General features: G+C 70.8%; 15 protein-coding genes. 7 read left to right on the top strand and 8 right to left on the bottom strand.

Translation table 11 applies throughout. From position 1 onward, the window contains the following. Positions 1–94 precede the first annotated feature (94 nt). A complete protein-coding gene (locus AB0D27_RS03625; RefSeq protein WP_362501592.1) occupies positions 95–1216 on the bottom strand; it encodes an ATP-grasp domain-containing protein in 1122 nt (373 codons plus the stop codon). Positions 1217–1467: 251 nt separating this feature from the next. Here AB0D27_RS03625 and AB0D27_RS03630 point away from each other — a divergent pair, with 251 nt between their 5' ends. Beyond that, complete coding sequence (locus tag AB0D27_RS03630) at positions 1468–2376, top strand: metallophosphoesterase (RefSeq protein ID WP_362501594.1); 909 nt, start codon at positions 1468–1470, stop codon at positions 2374–2376. After that, the gene (locus tag AB0D27_RS03635; protein ID WP_362501596.1) at positions 2324–3013 is read left to right on the top strand and encodes a 4'-phosphopantetheinyl transferase superfamily protein; all 690 of its coding nucleotides are present in this window, start codon (positions 2324–2326) and stop codon (positions 3011–3013) included. Before AB0D27_RS03630 ends, AB0D27_RS03635 begins: the two co-directional genes overlap by 53 nt. Before the next feature lie 292 nt (positions 3014–3305). Here AB0D27_RS03635 and AB0D27_RS03640 read toward each other — a convergent pair whose 3' ends face one another. Continuing rightward, positions 3306–3542, bottom strand: coding sequence for a hypothetical protein (locus AB0D27_RS03640; RefSeq protein ID WP_362501598.1), 237 nt, complete (start codon positions 3540–3542; stop codon positions 3306–3308). Positions 3543–3752: 210 nt separating this feature from the next. Here AB0D27_RS03640 and AB0D27_RS03645 point away from each other — a divergent pair, with 210 nt between their 5' ends. Then, a complete protein-coding gene (locus AB0D27_RS03645; protein ID WP_362501600.1) occupies positions 3753–4796 on the top strand; it encodes an alpha/beta hydrolase in 1044 nt (347 codons plus the stop codon). Between the two features lie 27 nt (positions 4797–4823). Here AB0D27_RS03645 and AB0D27_RS03650 read toward each other — a convergent pair whose 3' ends face one another. Genes AB0D27_RS03650 through AB0D27_RS03665 form a run of 4 tightly spaced genes read right to left on the bottom strand, consistent with a single transcriptional unit; the run spans position 4824 to position 8733 of the window. Continuing rightward, complete coding sequence (locus AB0D27_RS03650; RefSeq protein WP_362501602.1) at positions 4824–6284, bottom strand: FAD-dependent monooxygenase; 1461 nt, start codon at positions 6282–6284, stop codon at positions 4824–4826. Continuing rightward, a complete protein-coding gene (locus tag AB0D27_RS03655) occupies positions 6268–7500 on the bottom strand; it encodes an MAB_1171c family putative transporter (protein ID WP_362501604.1) in 1233 nt (410 codons plus the stop codon). Before AB0D27_RS03655 ends, AB0D27_RS03650 begins: the two co-directional genes overlap by 17 nt. Before the next feature lie 13 nt (positions 7501–7513). Further along, the gene (locus AB0D27_RS03660) at positions 7514–8044 is read right to left on the bottom strand and encodes a toxin-antitoxin system, toxin component (protein WP_362501890.1); all 531 of its coding nucleotides are present in this window, start codon (positions 8042–8044) and stop codon (positions 7514–7516) included. 32 nt (positions 8045–8076) lie between these two features. Next, positions 8077–8733: a helix-turn-helix transcriptional regulator gene (locus AB0D27_RS03665; RefSeq protein ID WP_362501606.1), complete on the bottom strand. Its 657-nt coding sequence runs from the start codon at positions 8731–8733 to the stop codon at positions 8077–8079. Positions 8734–9002: 269 nt separating this feature from the next. Between AB0D27_RS03665 and AB0D27_RS03670 the strand changes: the two genes are divergently transcribed. Further along, complete coding sequence (locus tag AB0D27_RS03670; RefSeq protein ID WP_362501608.1) at positions 9003–9662, top strand: hypothetical protein; 660 nt, start codon at positions 9003–9005, stop codon at positions 9660–9662. Between the two features lie 16 nt (positions 9663–9678). Here AB0D27_RS03670 and AB0D27_RS03675 read toward each other — a convergent pair whose 3' ends face one another. Both AB0D27_RS03675 and AB0D27_RS03680 read right to left on the bottom strand, forming a co-directional pair. Then, a complete protein-coding gene (locus AB0D27_RS03675) occupies positions 9679–10458 on the bottom strand; it encodes a cache domain-containing protein (RefSeq protein ID WP_362501610.1) in 780 nt (259 codons plus the stop codon). Continuing rightward, a complete protein-coding gene (locus tag AB0D27_RS03680) occupies positions 10415–11221 on the bottom strand; it encodes a GntR family transcriptional regulator (protein WP_362501892.1) in 807 nt (268 codons plus the stop codon). The genes AB0D27_RS03675 and AB0D27_RS03680 overlap by 44 nt, the downstream gene beginning before the upstream one ends. Positions 11222–11346: 125 nt before the next feature. On the opposite strand from AB0D27_RS03680, the gene AB0D27_RS03685 reads away from it, so the two are divergent. Genes AB0D27_RS03685 through AB0D27_RS03695 form a run of 3 tightly spaced genes read left to right on the top strand, consistent with a single transcriptional unit; the run spans position 11347 to position 14506 of the window. Continuing rightward, positions 11347–12384, top strand: coding sequence for an ABC transporter ATP-binding protein (locus AB0D27_RS03685; RefSeq protein ID WP_362501612.1), 1038 nt, complete (start codon positions 11347–11349; stop codon positions 12382–12384). Between the two features lie 27 nt (positions 12385–12411). After that, positions 12412–13608 carry an ABC transporter substrate-binding protein gene (locus tag AB0D27_RS03690; protein ID WP_362501614.1) on the top strand — a complete coding sequence of 399 codons (1197 nt, stop codon included), beginning with the start codon at positions 12412–12414 and terminating at the stop codon, positions 13606–13608. Between the two features lie 7 nt (positions 13609–13615). Next, positions 13616–14506, top strand: a complete 891-nt coding sequence (locus tag AB0D27_RS03695; RefSeq protein WP_362501616.1) for an ABC transporter permease — start codon at positions 13616–13618, stop codon at positions 14504–14506. Positions 14507–14509: the final 3 nt, after the last annotated feature.

The raw sequence follows: 14509 nt of genomic DNA on the forward strand, positions 1-14509 counted from the left end.
GCTGAGAGGTGCGCAACCAAGTTGGTATGGACCAATCTCGCTGTCAAGACGCTGAGCGGGAATTGGTCCAGACCGGTAGGGGAGGCGGGGTCGGTCAGGCGGGCGCGATGGCCGCCGCTGTGGGCTCCGTGGCCTGAGCGGGCACAGCGGGCAGCGGGGGCGCGGGTGCGTCGGCCCGCTGCTGCGGCAACGACACCGGACGCAGCGGACGGGGACCCGAGACCACCGTGTAGTCCTTCCCGAGGGACGGCGGAACCAGCTCGCCCGTCTCCTCGCCCAGCGCCAACCGCACCGCCGCCCAAGGCGCGTTGACCCCGCACAGAGCGAGCTGGTGCAGGCCGCCCGCCGGACGCGTGTTGACGTCCATCAGGACCGGCTCGTCGCCGTACATCCGGAACTGGATGTTCGTCAGGTAGTGCAGTCCGAAGGCCTCCGCGAGCAGCCGCGCCGGCTTGATCCACGCCGGGTGCACGGTGAACCCGCGCCGGCGCCCGTTCTTGGTGCGCCCCACCGCCATACGCACCCGGCCGTCGGGCCCGGTGAGGCAGTCGACGGACACCTCGGGCTGCTCCAGGCGCGGCATCACCAGCCAGTCCACCGGCTCATCGGCCTCGCGCAGCGCGTCCACGACCAGGTTCAGCGGCACATGAGGGCTGGGAAACCCGTTGAGGTGCGCGAGGGAGAAGGGGGCGCGCGTGATGACGCGGAAGCCCACCCCGCCCGCCCCGGCCGCCGGCTTGAAGCACGCCCTGTGGCCCCCGGCCTCCAGCGCCTCGACCGCCGTGAGCAGCTCCTCCTCGGTGCGCACCCGCCACCACGGAGGCGCCGGCACACCCACCGCCTGGACCGCCTGATATGCGGTGGCCTTGTCCTGGAAGACGGCCACGGCCTCGGCGGGCGGCGCGAGCAACGTCGTACCGACCGCGGCGAACTCGGCGCGCTGTGCCACCACGGCGGCCTGGTGCAGGACCGGCACGAACACGTCGATGGAGCGCCGTGCGCACTGGTCGAGGGCGTACTCGACGTACGCGCGCGGGGACAGGCCCTCCGGCTCCAGCTCAGCGGTGTCGGCGGCGGCCAGCACGGGGGAGTCGGGGTCGCCGTGGGTGGCGTGGATCTCGACCGGGCGGCCCTGCGGATTACTTCGCAGCTGATCCATGAAGAACACGTTCTCCGCGTACGTGCGGTTGAGCCAGACGCGTACGCGGAAACCCATGCAGGCCGCCTTTCACGGTTCGCGGGCACGGCGGAGCGGGCCGAGCCCGGCCAGGGGAGAGGGAGGAACACCAAGCCGCCGTACGCCGAGGAAGGTTCGTGGCGGCCGTGTTGGGGCGATCATAAGGGGCGCGGGACCCCCGCACGGCTACGGGCGTGTTACGGATTCCCGAACGTGGCGCCCGGGCCTCCTTGTCCGCCGGCGCGCCGATGTGTTCTTGTGAGGGCATTCGTTTTCTACGGGGGTGACGAGTGCGGTCGACAGAGGGCGGTCACGGGAACCTGCTGGCCATCAGCGATCTGCACATCGGATACGCCGAGAACCGCGCCCTGGTCGAGCAGATGCGCCCGGAGACGGACGACGACTGGCTCCTGGTGGCCGGTGACATCGGGGAGCTCGTCGCCGACATCCGGTGGACCCTGGAAACGCTCAGCGGCCGTTTCCGCAAGGTGATCTGGGCGCCCGGCAACCACGAGCTGTGGACGCACCCCAAGGACCCCGTGCAGCTGCGGGGCGTCGCCCGCTACGAGCATCTGGTCGCGCTGTGCCGGGAGTTGGGAGTCACGACCCCCGAGGACCCCTACCCCGTCTGGGACGGGCCGGGCGGCCGGGCGGTCGTCGCCCCGCTCTTCCTGCTCTACGACTACTCGTTCCTGCCGCGGGGCTGTGTGACCAAGGCCCAGGGACTCGCGTACGCCCACGAAACCGGAGTGGTCTGCACCGACGAGCACCTGCTCCACCCCGACCCCTACCCGAGCCGTGACGCCTGGTGCCGGGCGCGGGTCACCGAGACCGAGCGCAGGCTCGCCGAGCTGCCCGACGACCTGCCGACCATCCCGGTCAACCACTACCCGCTGGACCGCCACCCGACGGACATCCTGCGCTACCCGGAGTTCGCGATGTGGTGCGGCACCGAGCTGACCGCCGACTGGCACCGCAGGTTCCGTGTCGAGGCCATGGTCTACGGTCATCTCCACATCCCGCGGACCACCTGGCACGAAGGTGTCCGCTTCGAAGAAGTGTCGGTGGGCTACCCCCGAGAATGGCGCAGGCGTCCCGGACCGCCGGGCACGCTGCGCCGTATTCTGCCGATGGAGGTCAAAGCCGGTGATTCAGGAGCTGCTCCCGGAGTCGGTCGTGGCCGTGGAGAGCTACGGTGACGACGGGGCCGAGGACGCGACCCTGTACCCCGAGGAGCAGGCGCTCCTGACGCGGGCCGTGCAGAAGCGGCGCCGCGAGTTCACAGCCGTACGCGCCTGCGCCCGGCGCGCGATGGAGAAGCTCGGGGTGGCCCCGGCCCCGGTCCTGCCGGGCGAGCGCGGGGCCCCGCAGTGGCCCTCGGGCCTGATCGGCAGCATGACGCACTGCGACGGCTACAGCGCCGCCGCGCTCGCCCGCGCCACCGATCTGGCCTCCCTGGGCATCGACGCCGAACCCCACGCGACGCTCCCGGCGGGCGTCCTCGAGGCGGTGGCGCTGTCCTCGGAGACGGCCCGCCTCGACCGCCTCGGCGCCGAGAATCCCGCCGTCCACTGGGACCGGCTGCTGTTCAGCGCCAAGGAGTCGGTCTACAAGGCGTGGTTCCCGCTCACCGGCAAGTGGCTGGACTTCTCCGAGGCGGACATCGACATCTTCCCCGGCCCCGCGTCCGGCGGGCCCGCCCTGTCAGGGCGGTTGCGCGCCCAACTCCTCGTGCCCGGACCGCTGGTGGGCGGTGAGCGGGTCGGGGTCTTCGAGGGTCGCTGGACCGTCCAGCGGGGACTGGTGGCGACCACGGTCAGCGTGCCTCACGCCTGAGTGGTGGACCGTCCACCGGGGGGTGGCCGCGACCATGGTCAGCGTGCGTTACGCACGGCTGCCACGCGACGCGACCACCGTCGGCGTGCCTCATGCCTGAGTGGTGGACCGTCCACCGGGGGGTGGCCGCGACCATGGTCAGCGTGCCTCACGCACGGCCGTCACGCGGCGCGACCACCGTCGGCGTGCCTTACGCCTGAGTGGTGGACCGTCCACCGGGGGGGGTGGCCGCGACCATGGTCAGCGTGCCTCACGCACGGCCGTCACGCGGCGCGACCACCATCGGCGTGCCTCACGCCTGAGTCGGCCCCGGGCACCATGTGTGCAGCAGCCGGAAGAACGCCTCCTCGTTGCCCGTGAGTCCGGCCTCCGCCAGCGCCCGCTCCGCCTCGGCGAGCACGCCGGGCGGCACCACGGGTGGTCGCCGGCCGTCCGGCGGCCCGTCGAAGGCGGCTCGTACGGTCCCCAGGAGGCGGAGGTAGGCCTGAACGGCGGCGCGTTCGTGGTCGGTCATTACAGCGGTCGGCATCGGACGGCTCTCCCCGGGTCGGCTTGTCGTGGCAGTGGTACCTGACCCCAGCTTGCCGTCCGCCACTGACAATCCCGTTCCGGACGGCGGAGGTTCGCCCGCTTAGCGGAGGCGAAACCTCACGGAAATCCCTTGTGGGACAGGGGCCCTAGGCTGGAGTTGAAGAGCGGGGGCCGCCTTCACGGCGGACCGGGAACAGGAGGTGAGCCCGTGGTCGACGTACCGCCCAGGCGTCCGCGACGCACCCTGCGACTGCGTTCGGTGGGCGACGGCGAACTGCGCCTGCACCACCGCGTCGTGCACGGCTACCGGCGTGCCTACCGGATGGCCGGCGAGGGTCCGGCGCTCGTCCTGATCCACGGCATCGGCGACTCCTCGGCGACGTGGGCGGAGCTGATCCCCGACCTCGCCCGCACCCACACGGTGATCGCCCCCGACCTCCTCGGCCACGGGGCGTCCGACAAACCACGGGCCGACTACTCGGTGGCCGCGTACGCCAACGGCGTACGGGATCTGCTCGCCACGCTCGACATCGAGTCCGCCACCCTGGTCGGGCACTCGCTGGGCGGGGGCGTCGCGATGCAGTTCGCCTACCAGTTCCCCGAGCGTACCGAGCGGCTGATCCTGGTCAGCGCCGGTGGTGTGGGCGGCGAGGTCAATCCCGTACTGCGGGCCGTCTCGCTGCCCGGCGCCCACCTGATGCTCTCGACGCTGCGGCTGCCCGGTATGCGTCTCCAAGTGGGCCTGTTCCTGCGTCTGATGAGGCTTCTGGACACCGATCTGGGCCAGGACGCGCCGGAGTTGCTGAACCTTGTGGACGCGCTGCCCGACGCGACCTCCCGCAGCGCCTTCATCCGCAGCCTGCGTGCCGTGGTCGACTGGCGGGGCCAGGCGGTCACCATGCTCGACCGCTGCTATCTCACCGAGGGCATGCCGACCATGCTGCTGTGGGGCGACCGGGACAGCGTGGTGCCCGTGCGGCACGCGTACGGGGCGCATCAGGCGATGCCCGGCAGCCGCCTGGAGATCTTCGAGGGCGCCGGCCACTTCCCCTTCCACAGCGACCCGGCGCGCTTCCTGGCGCTGGTCGAGGAGTTCACCAGCACCACCCGCCCGGCCGACTGGAGCCGCGAGCACTGGCGCGAGCTGCTGCGCGCCGGCCGCCCCGGCACCGCGGCCGGGCAACCGGACACGGCCCACAACCGCGCGGTGGAACGGGACCTGCGAGACGCGAGCGAACGCAGCGCGACCTGACGCCCGCCGCCTGGGTGGGTCGAGGGGTCAGCCCGGGGTGGGTGATCCGGCCGGGTCGCGGAGCGTCTTGCGTTCCCCGTCGGTGAAGGGCGGCTCGGACAGCGGAGGGCGGCGGGGGCCGCGCAGTACCGCGAAGGCGATCTCGGGCTTGAACAGGGCTGTCAGCGGTCCGGACAGCGTCATGACGTTCAGGAGGGCCTGAGTGACCAGCGGACGTCCGGTGGCCGTCAGCATGAGCCGGTTCACATAGCGGCCGAGCACGTTCTGCGCGCCTCCGGGCTGCTTGCCGATCGCTTCCGGGTAGCGGATGTCCGTGCCCGTGGCCAGCTCCCAGGCGGTCGCCACCGGACCGCAGACGGCACGCTGCACCCGCCGGGCGAGCCCCGGCGCCGTCAGCCCGTGCTCGGCCACCAGCCCGCGCAGCGCCACGGCGCCCTGCGCGGCCACCGACATGCCGTGCCCGTAGACCGGGTTGTACGTGGCGACGGCGTCGCCGATCACGACGAACCCCTCGGGCCAGCCCTTCACCTTCTCGAAGAAGCGCCGCCTGTTGACCGTGGAGCGGGTGAGCACGACCTCCGTCAGCGGCTCCGCGTCGGCGATCAGCTCACCGACGACCGGATGCCGGACACCCCGGGCGAACGCCTCGAACTCCTCGGCCGAGCCGGTCGGCTGGCCTCCGCGCGTGCCGGACAGCGTCACCAGCCAGCGGCCGCCCTCGATGGGCACGATCGTCGAGGACTGGCCGGGCACCGGCTGCGCCGCGTCCGGCTGTACGTTGACGACCGGAAAGTCCTCGGTGCCCGCGGGCGCGCGGAAGATCCGGCTGGCGTACGCGAGTCCGGAGTCGACCTCGTCCATCGGCGCCTCGGGGACGCCCAGCGCGTCGAGCCAGGCGCTCGCGCGTGAGCCGCGCCCCGAGGCGTCCACCACCAGATCGGCCTCCAGGACCCGCTCCTCGCCCTCGGGCGTCCGCACCCGTACACCGGTCACCCGGGCGGCGCCGCCCTCCAGCCGGAGGAGCTCGGTGCGCTCCAGAACGGTGACGCGCTCCTCCGCGACCAGCCGGGCACGCAGCACCGAGTCGAGCAGATCACGACTGCACGCGATCATGAACTGCATCTCGGGCCAGCGCCGCAGCCAGCCCTGCGCCGACAGGGAGACGAGCCCGGTGGGCAGCGGGATGCGCCGGGCACCGGCGGCGAGCCAGGCGTCGGTCACCCCGGGCAGCAGGTCCTCCATCGCGCGGGCGCCGCCGGACCACAGCAGATGGGCGTGGCGGGCCTGCGGGAGGCCCTTGCGCGGTTCGGGCCCCTCGGGCAGCGCGTCCCGCTCGACGACGGTGACATCGGCGTACTCCCGCAGGGCGGCGGCGGCCAGCAGACCGGCCAGCCCTCCGCCGACGACGACGGCACGCCGGGAGGCGGCCGTGCCAACGGGTCTGTTCGGTGAAGCCGCGTCCTGGGAGGCACTAGCTCGTTCGTTCATGGATGTCGCTCTCTGACCTGGTCGGGGCCTGCCCTCGGGCGGCCGCGACGACGGGTGACTGACGCAGGGCGATGGACATCCGCACGAGGTCGCGCGGCCCATCGGTGTACGCGTATGCGGACCCGGAGCCGGCCTCCCGCGGGGCGCCGGCCGCCTCCGCCGAGCTGATGACCCTGCCTTCCGGATCGGCGGCCCTGGCCCGCACCGCGGCCGTCACCATCGCCGCGTCCGCCTCGGCCTGCGCCTGGGCGGGCGAGGAGCCCGCCAGCACGGCCGCGTCGTAGGCCCGGGAGCGCAACTCGGCGTCGAAGTAGGGGTACAGGCTGAGCATGCCGTCGTGGATGTCCGACTCCCGCTGGGTGACCTGGAGTTCGGCGGGGGACCACCAGGAGATCCGCACCGCGCGGTCCGCGTGCGCCGAGACCGGCCGCAGCTCCCGCCACAGCGGCCCGAGCCGGCGGTACGTCGACCACGTGGTCCAGCTGTCCCCGATGCGTCGGCAGGCCAGCGGGACGCAGAATCCGACCGCGGTGATCTGGGCCCCGACGGAGGCCAGCACCGGCGCCACATTGGTGCTCAGGCCGTCCAGGTTCCCGCCGTTCCAGCGGGCGACCACGGCGGTGAACTTGGCGGCTGCGTAAGGGAGGTTGAACAGCGAGCCGAACGCGATGATCAGCAGCCCGGCACGCAGCCAGCCGTCCACCTGGACCGCCCAGCGCCAGCACATGACGTTCATCGCGACGCCCGCGACGGTGAGCGAGACGAGGTAGAGCACGATCATCTCGCGGATGAAGGGCGTGTTGGCGTAGTACGTGTCGAGGTCCCGCAGCCGCTCCTCGGGGGCGTCCCCGAGGACGAACAGCACGATCAGCGTCACGCCCGCCACGCTGTACACCGCGGTCCAGCGGCGCGTCAGCCGCCGGGTCACCTCGGGCGGTCCGCCGCGCCAGTTGATGATCAGCACGAGACAGGACCCGCTGAAGGCGCTGAGCAGGCAATAGACCAGGGGCGCCGAGATGTTGGGGACTTCGGTGATCTCGTTGATCTCGGCGATGGTCGGGGGAGCCGCGAAGAGGAACACCAGGCCCGCGAGCGCCAGCAGTACACCCACCGAGCGCAGCAGCGGATCGCGCCAGCCGCGGATCAGCGCGGGACCTTTGAGGGCGATGGCGGCACCCATGGCGACGGCAGGCAGGTAGTAGCTCGATCCGTCCATGTCCTCGGGGCCTTCAGCCCTGCGGTCCGCGATAGCCCAGCGACGCCTCGATACGACCGGCCAGTCCGTCGCGCCGCACCGGCCCGCGCAGCGACGAACCCGCGAGCCAGGTACGGCACTTGCTCGCGAGCAGCAGACCGAAGCTCTCGGCCTCCTTCTCGTCGGCCAGGTCGAAGCGGGTGCGCGCGGCCACCTTCAGGACGGTCGCCTGCAGGTCCGCGCTGTCGCTGAGTAAGCGGGCGGCGACGGCCGCGCCCTCGACGTGGTGGCTGCAGTGCCCGGCCTTCATGTGCCACAGTTCATGGCCGAGGATGACCAACTGGTGGTCGGGGGCGGTGCGTTCCTCGATGACGACGAGGTCCTGCTCGGCCATGTCGAGCCACAGCCCGCTGGCGGTGCCGGGCGGGAAGGCGGCCGTACGGAACTGGACGGGACGGCCGCGGCGTCTGCTCATCGCGTCGCACAACGCCGCGTACAGGTCGGTGGGTTCCGCCGGTGCCGGGAGCGACAGCTCCGCGACCAGCTCGCCGCACAGGCGGCGCATGTCCTTTCCGATGCCCACAGCTCTCCCCCGGGTCACGACTCTGGCCGCTTGACGCTCTCCAAGAGCATGTCCAGCCACTCGGCGACCTTGTCCCGGTGCTGATCGGTGGGCAACTGCGCGGCCCGCCAGGCGATTCCGCGGACGCCGTGGTCCAGGAGCAGCCGCTCGAGCGGATCGTCGGTGACGGAGGCCGCGGCGCGCTCGCGGTCGGCGAGCCGCTGCAGAAGCTCCTGCTCCGAGCGCTGGAGGGCGCCCACGAGCGCCTCGGAGTCCTCGGCGGTGAGGAATCCGGCATGCACCCGGAAGAAGCGCTGAATGGCGTCGCAGTGCTCCATGGTGGGCCGGCGGTCGCCGTTGATGAGGGCCCCCGCCTGCTGGCGCGACATACCGGCGCCGTCGGCGATCTCCTGCTGGGTGTAGCGGCGTCCGTTCGGCTTGAGCCGGGTGCGGCGCAGCAGGTCCAGGCGTTGCAGGAAACGCGCCTGCAGATCGGGTTCCCCGGCGGGGCGGCCGCTGAGCAGGGCCTTCACCACGGGTTCGGGGACGCCGGACTCGGCCGACAGGCGCCGGACGTCGAAGACTTCGGTGTGCTGCACACCGAGCCGGTCGGCGAGTGCGGTGACCCGGGCCACGACGGCCTGCAGCAGAACCGTCGCCGTGGCGCCCGGAACTTCGAAGCCATCCGTCACCGACAGGTCTCCTACGTCTCTCTCAGGTCTTTCTCACGAAGGTCAGGAACTATCCGGACGTAAAGGCCGGGCACCGTCCGGACACGAAGGTCAGGAACCATCCGGAGACTAGCCCCTCGTTCGAACTCACATCCAGGTCTCGCCACAACTGTGGCGAGATTCAGCCGTCAACAGGCGCTAAATGCCACGATAGTTGACATGCCTGTGCGCTGGGCAGCAGGATCGGGGCGCCGCGTGAAGGCCGCAGAGGCAAGAGGGGTGACCTCCCGATGGCGTACCAGGCAGGAAGGCAGCGGTCCCAGCCGCGACCTGTCCCCGAGAGTTTCGAAGCTCAGGCGTATCTCCAGGACTACGCCGCCCTCGTGGAGGCCGTCCCGTTCCCCTCCGTCGTCTTCGACCATCGCTGGGACGTCGTTCTCTCCAACGTCGCGTTCGAGACACTTTTCGGTGGCGTCGGCCCGCATCCGACCGCCATGCCGGGCGACAACTTCCTCCGCTTCGTCCTGTTCCACCCGGAGGCGAGCACCGTTCTCGGTGAGCACGAGTCGAGCTGGTGCCTGCCGATGCTGGCCCACTTCGCCGCCGCCGTGGAGCGGCACGGCCAGGACCGCGGACTTCAGTCGATCCGGCGGGACATCGCCCAGGATCCGATCATGGACGCCGCCTACCGGCACGGACTGCCGCACTGGATCCGCGCGGTCGGCCCGGGCGCGGTCGAGCACGACGGCGCGGTACGCCCGGTGGTGCATCCCGACCCGCGGTGGGGCAGCACGGACTGTCGCATTGTCGACGACACCCCCAAGGCTCTTCAGGAGATGGGCTACACACGGATGACGCTGGTCCTGCGCGAGGCCGCCCGGTCCGTGTCGAGAGGACCGCGCAGGGCCCGCAAGACACGCAACGGCGCGGCGGAGCTGCGGGCGGTCTGACCCCGTAGGGCGAGCCTCAGCCGTCCAGTACCACGAGCACCAGCGGTACGCCGTCGCACGGCACCAGCCGCATCCCGTCGAGGCGTGCTGGCCGCGCCCGCGCCAGCGCCGCCCCGAAGTCCGGCCCCTTGGTGAGCGATCCGGCGAGATGCGCGGGATCGGCGGAGGCGGCCACCCGTCCGCGCGCGTTCACCAAGTGGGCGGCCCCCGGCAGCAGTTGGAGCAGCGGGACGACCGCCGCCTCGAAGTGCCGCAGATACACGTCGGCCGCGGCGACCCCCACGAACCGTCCCTCCAGATGGACGGGCGCGGACAGCGTCAGGCTGTACTCGTCGGAGCAGAGGTAGTCCACGTAGGGCCCGGCGACCGCGCGCTGCCCGGTGTCGCGGGGCAGCGCGAACCAGTCCCAGTGCGTGTAGTCGGAATACGCGGAGCGCAGCGGATCGAGGTCGAGCAGCAGCGGCCGTACCTCCCCTTCGGAGCTCGTCTGCCACCACTCCAGCCACGCGGGTACGTCACCGAGCAGCCCCGGCGCCGCGACGAAGCCGACGCCGGACACCAACTCCTGGCGGGCGAGCCGCAGATGCAGCCCCGGGCGCAGCGCGGCCAGGTCCACGCTCGCGGGGCGACGGCCCTGTGCGGCGACCCGGGTGAGCAGGGCCGCCGTATCGGCGCGGGTCTCGGCGACCGCCTCGAAGACGGTCTCCAGCGTGCAGCGGACCTGGGCGGCGACGGCCGCCTCCGGAGTCGCGTCAAGCGTCGCCGCGGCGCCTGCGGGGCCGGGCCTCCTGCTCATGGGTGCCCTCCAGCGGACGGGGACCGGACACGGTGCGCGGCATCGCCAGGCGCAGGGCGATGAGCCGCGCCGTCGATGCCTGGACACACCGCTCGGCCAGCGCTCCGGCCGAATCGTGGGCCCCATCTTGCACGGCCGAGATGACGAGTCGGTGTCGCTCTGTCGCTTCTTCACGATATTCGTCGTCGCCGAGCACGAGACACAGCAGCGCTCCCACCTCCGTCTGGAGCGCGACCTGTGCGCGGGTCAGCCGGGCGGACTGCGCCGCCGCGGCGAGCTCCACATGGAACCGGCCGTAGACACGGCTGCGCCCGGCGGCGTCCTCGGCGGACGCCAGCTCCTCGAGCGTGCGCCGCAGCGGCTGAAGCTCGTCCGGTTCCGTACGCTGCGCCGCGAGCCGGGCGGCCGCTCCCGAGACGGCGGCCCAGTGGTCGCCCAGATCGCGCAGCTCCTCGGTGCTCCAGCCGGCCAGCCGGGCCATGAGCCGCTCCTCGCCGGGGACCTCGGGCAGCGACACGAAACTACCGCCGCCGCGCCCCCTGCGCGTGGTGACCAGACCCTGCTGCCGCAGCGCCATGAGCGCTTCGCGCAGGGTGACCGTGGAGACGCCGAGCTGCCCTGCGAGCTCCATCTCGCCGGGCAGCTGCTCCCCGTCGGAGAGGAGCCCCAGCTCGATGGCGTCGCCGAGCCTGCGGACGACCGTCTCCACTCGCGCCCGGTTGTCCAGCGGAGTGAAGATGGCCCTCCGAGCACCACCGTCCATCTGTTGCTTCACGGTTACCACCTTGTGCGATGACTCAACCTTTACCTTAAGGGGGTCTTGAGCTTTGAACTATGACTTCATATCTTTCCGGTCAACGTAAGAGTGCACCAGAAAGGTTCCGGTCCATGGAGGGAAGCGCGATCCGGCTGCAGGATCTGCGGAAGTCGTTCGGCGAGACGACCGCGGTGGCCGGAGTCGACCTGGAGATATCCGACGGAGAGTTCTTCTCGATGCTCGGCCCGTCCGGCTCCGGCAAGACGACGGTCCTGCGCATGATCGCGGGCTTCGAGAGCCCCACCTCCGGGCGGATCGAACTGGCCGGCCAGGAGGTCACCGGGCTCGCCCCCTTCGAGCGGGACGTGCACACCGTCTTCCAGGACTACGCGCTGTTCCCGCACATGACCGTCGAGCAGAACGTCGCCTACGGCCTCAAGGTCCGCAAGGTGCCCAAGGCCGAGCGGCTCGTACGGGCCCGCAAGGCACTCGCCGACGTACGCCTGGAAGGGTTCGGCAGACGCCGCCCGAGCCAGCTCTCCGGAGGCCAGCGCCAGCGCGTCGCGCTCGCCCGCGCTCTCGTCGGCCGCCCCCGTGTGCTGCTGCTCGACGAACCGCTCGGCGCCCTCGACCTCAAGCTGCGCGAGCAGATGCAGGTCGAGCTCAAGGCGATCCAGCGCGAGGTCGGCATCACCTTCGTCTTCGTCACCCACGACCAGGAGGAGGCCCTGACGATGAGCGACCGCATCGCCGTCTTCAACCAGGGCCGCGTCGAACAGATCGGCACCCCGGCCGAGATCTACGAACGCCCCGCCAGCCCCTTCGTCGCCGGCTTCGTCGGCACCTCCAACCTGCTGGAAGGCCAGTCGGCACGGCAAGTCGTCGGCGCCCCGGGCACGTACAGCATCAGGCCGGAGAAGATCCGGGTCCTCAAGGAGTCCGACGAGGCAGACGAGCCGGAGCACTCCACCGCCACGGGCACCGTCGCCGAGGTCGTCTATCTGGGCGACGTCACCCGTTTCCTCGTGGATCTCGACGCGGGAGGACGCCTGACCGCGCTCCAGCAGAACCTGGACACCTCCTCCGAGGACGTCGCCGCCCTGCGCGGCACCCGGGTCCGCCTCCAATGGCACCGCCGCCACAGCATCAAGGTCCCCGACCCTCGCTGAGTTCCCTCCTCACGTATGGAGTACGTCGTGCGCGTCACCCGAACCCTCCAGGCCGCAGCGGCCGTCGCGGTGCTCTTCGCCGCCTCCGCCTGCGGATCGTCCAACACGGGCTCCTCCTCGTCCACCGGACTCAACCCCCCCGACCTGAAGGCGCAGTCGAAGCTCGGCAAGACCGAGGGCCAGGTCAACCTCATCGCCTGGGCGGGATACGTCGAGAACGGCTCCAACGATCCCAAGGTCGACTGGGTCAGCGACTTCGAGAAGCAGACCGGCTGTCATGTCAACTCCAAGGTCGCGGCCAGCTCCGACGAAATGGTCAAGCTGATGAAGACCGGCCAGTACGACGCCGTCTCCGCGTCCGGCGACGCGTCCCTGCGGCTCATCGCCTCGGGCGACGCGGCTCCCGTCAACACGGACCTCGTACCGAACTACAAGGACGTCTTCAGCGGCCTGAAGAAGGGGGCCTGGAACTCCGTCGACGGCCAGATGTACGGCATCCCGCACGGCCGCGGCGCCAACCTGCTCATGTACAACACGCAGAAGGTCACGCCCGCCCCGACCTCCTGGTCCACGGTCTTCGACGACGCCTCGAAGTACAAGGGGCACGTGACGGCGTACGACTCCCCGATCTACATCGCCGACGCGGCGCTGTATCTCAAGGCGACCAAGCCCGAGTTGAAGATCAAGAACCCGTACGCGCTGGACCAGAAGCAGTTCGACGCCGCCGTCGCCCTGCTCAAGAAGCAGAGCGCGAACGTGGGGGAGTACTGGAGCGACTACCTCAAGGAGATCTCCGCCTTCAAGAGCGGTGACTCCGTGGTCGGCACCACGTGGCAGGTCATCGCCAACCTCGCGCAGGGCGAGGGCGCCAAGGTGAAGGCCTTCGTGCCCAAGGAGGGCTCCACGGGCTGGTCGGACACCTGGATGATCTCCGCCAAGGCCAAGCACCCCAACTGCGCCTACAAGTGGATGGACTGGATCATCTCGCCGAAGGTGAACGCCCAGGTCGCCGAGTACTTCGGTGAGGCCCCGGCCAACGCCAAGGCGTGCGACCAGACCAGCGACAAGTCCTTCTGCGGCACCTTCCACGCGGCCGACGAGAGCTACTGGAAGAACATCGCCTTCTGGAACACGCCCATCGAGCAGTGCCTCGACGGCCGCACCGACGTGAAGTGCGTGCCGTACGCGAAGTGGGTCCAGGCCTGGACCGAGATCAAGGGCTGACACACCGATGACCTCCACCGCGCAGGCCGCCGGACGTTCCCCCGTCCGGCGGCTCGCCGGGACCCTGCACCGACACCCCCGGCTGCGGCTGTCCCTGCTGCTGACCGCACCGCTGCTCTGGCTGGCGGTGCTCTATCTCGGATCGCTGAGCGTGCTGTTCATCTCCGCGTTCTGGACGACGAACTCCTTCACCTCGGAGGTCGTGAAGGTCTGGTCGACCGACAACTTCCACGCCCTCTTCACCACGCCCGTCTTCCGCCAGGTGATCCTGCGCAGCGTCGGCGTCGCCCTCGCGGTCACCGCCCTGTGCGCGGTGATCGCGTTCCCGGTCGCCTTCTACACGGCCCGCATCGCGAAGCCCAAGTGGCGCCCCCTGCTCGTGGTCGCCATCCTCACGCCGCTGTGGGCCAGTTACCTCGTCAAGGTGTATGCCTGGCGGCTGATCCTCTCCCAGGGAGGGCTCGCCGACTGGATGTTGAGGCCCTTCGGGCTGAGCGGACCCGGCTTCGGACTGCCCGCGGCGGTCATCGCGCTGACATATCTCTGGCTGCCGTACATGATCCTGCCGATCCACACGGCGCTGGAGCAGCTTCCCGCCAACCTGCTGGACGCATCGGCCGACTTGGGGGCGAGCTCGGGGCGCACCTTCCGCTCCGTGGTCCTGCCGCTGGTCCTGCCGTCCGTGGCCGCCGGCTCGATCTTCACCTTCTCGCTCAGCCTCGGCGACTACATCACCGTGCAAATCGTCGGTGGCAGAACCCAGCTCATCGGCAACCTCGTCTACTCCAACATCGAACTCAACCTGCCCATGGCCGCCGCGCTCGGCACGGTCCCCGTCGTCGTCATCGTGCTGTACCTGCTCGCGATGCGCCGCACGGGCGCCCTGAGCAGCCTCTGAGGA

Source organism: Streptomyces sp. NPDC048415, assembly GCF_040651675.1.
GTDB lineage: Bacteria > Actinomycetota > Actinomycetes > Streptomycetales > Streptomycetaceae > Streptomyces.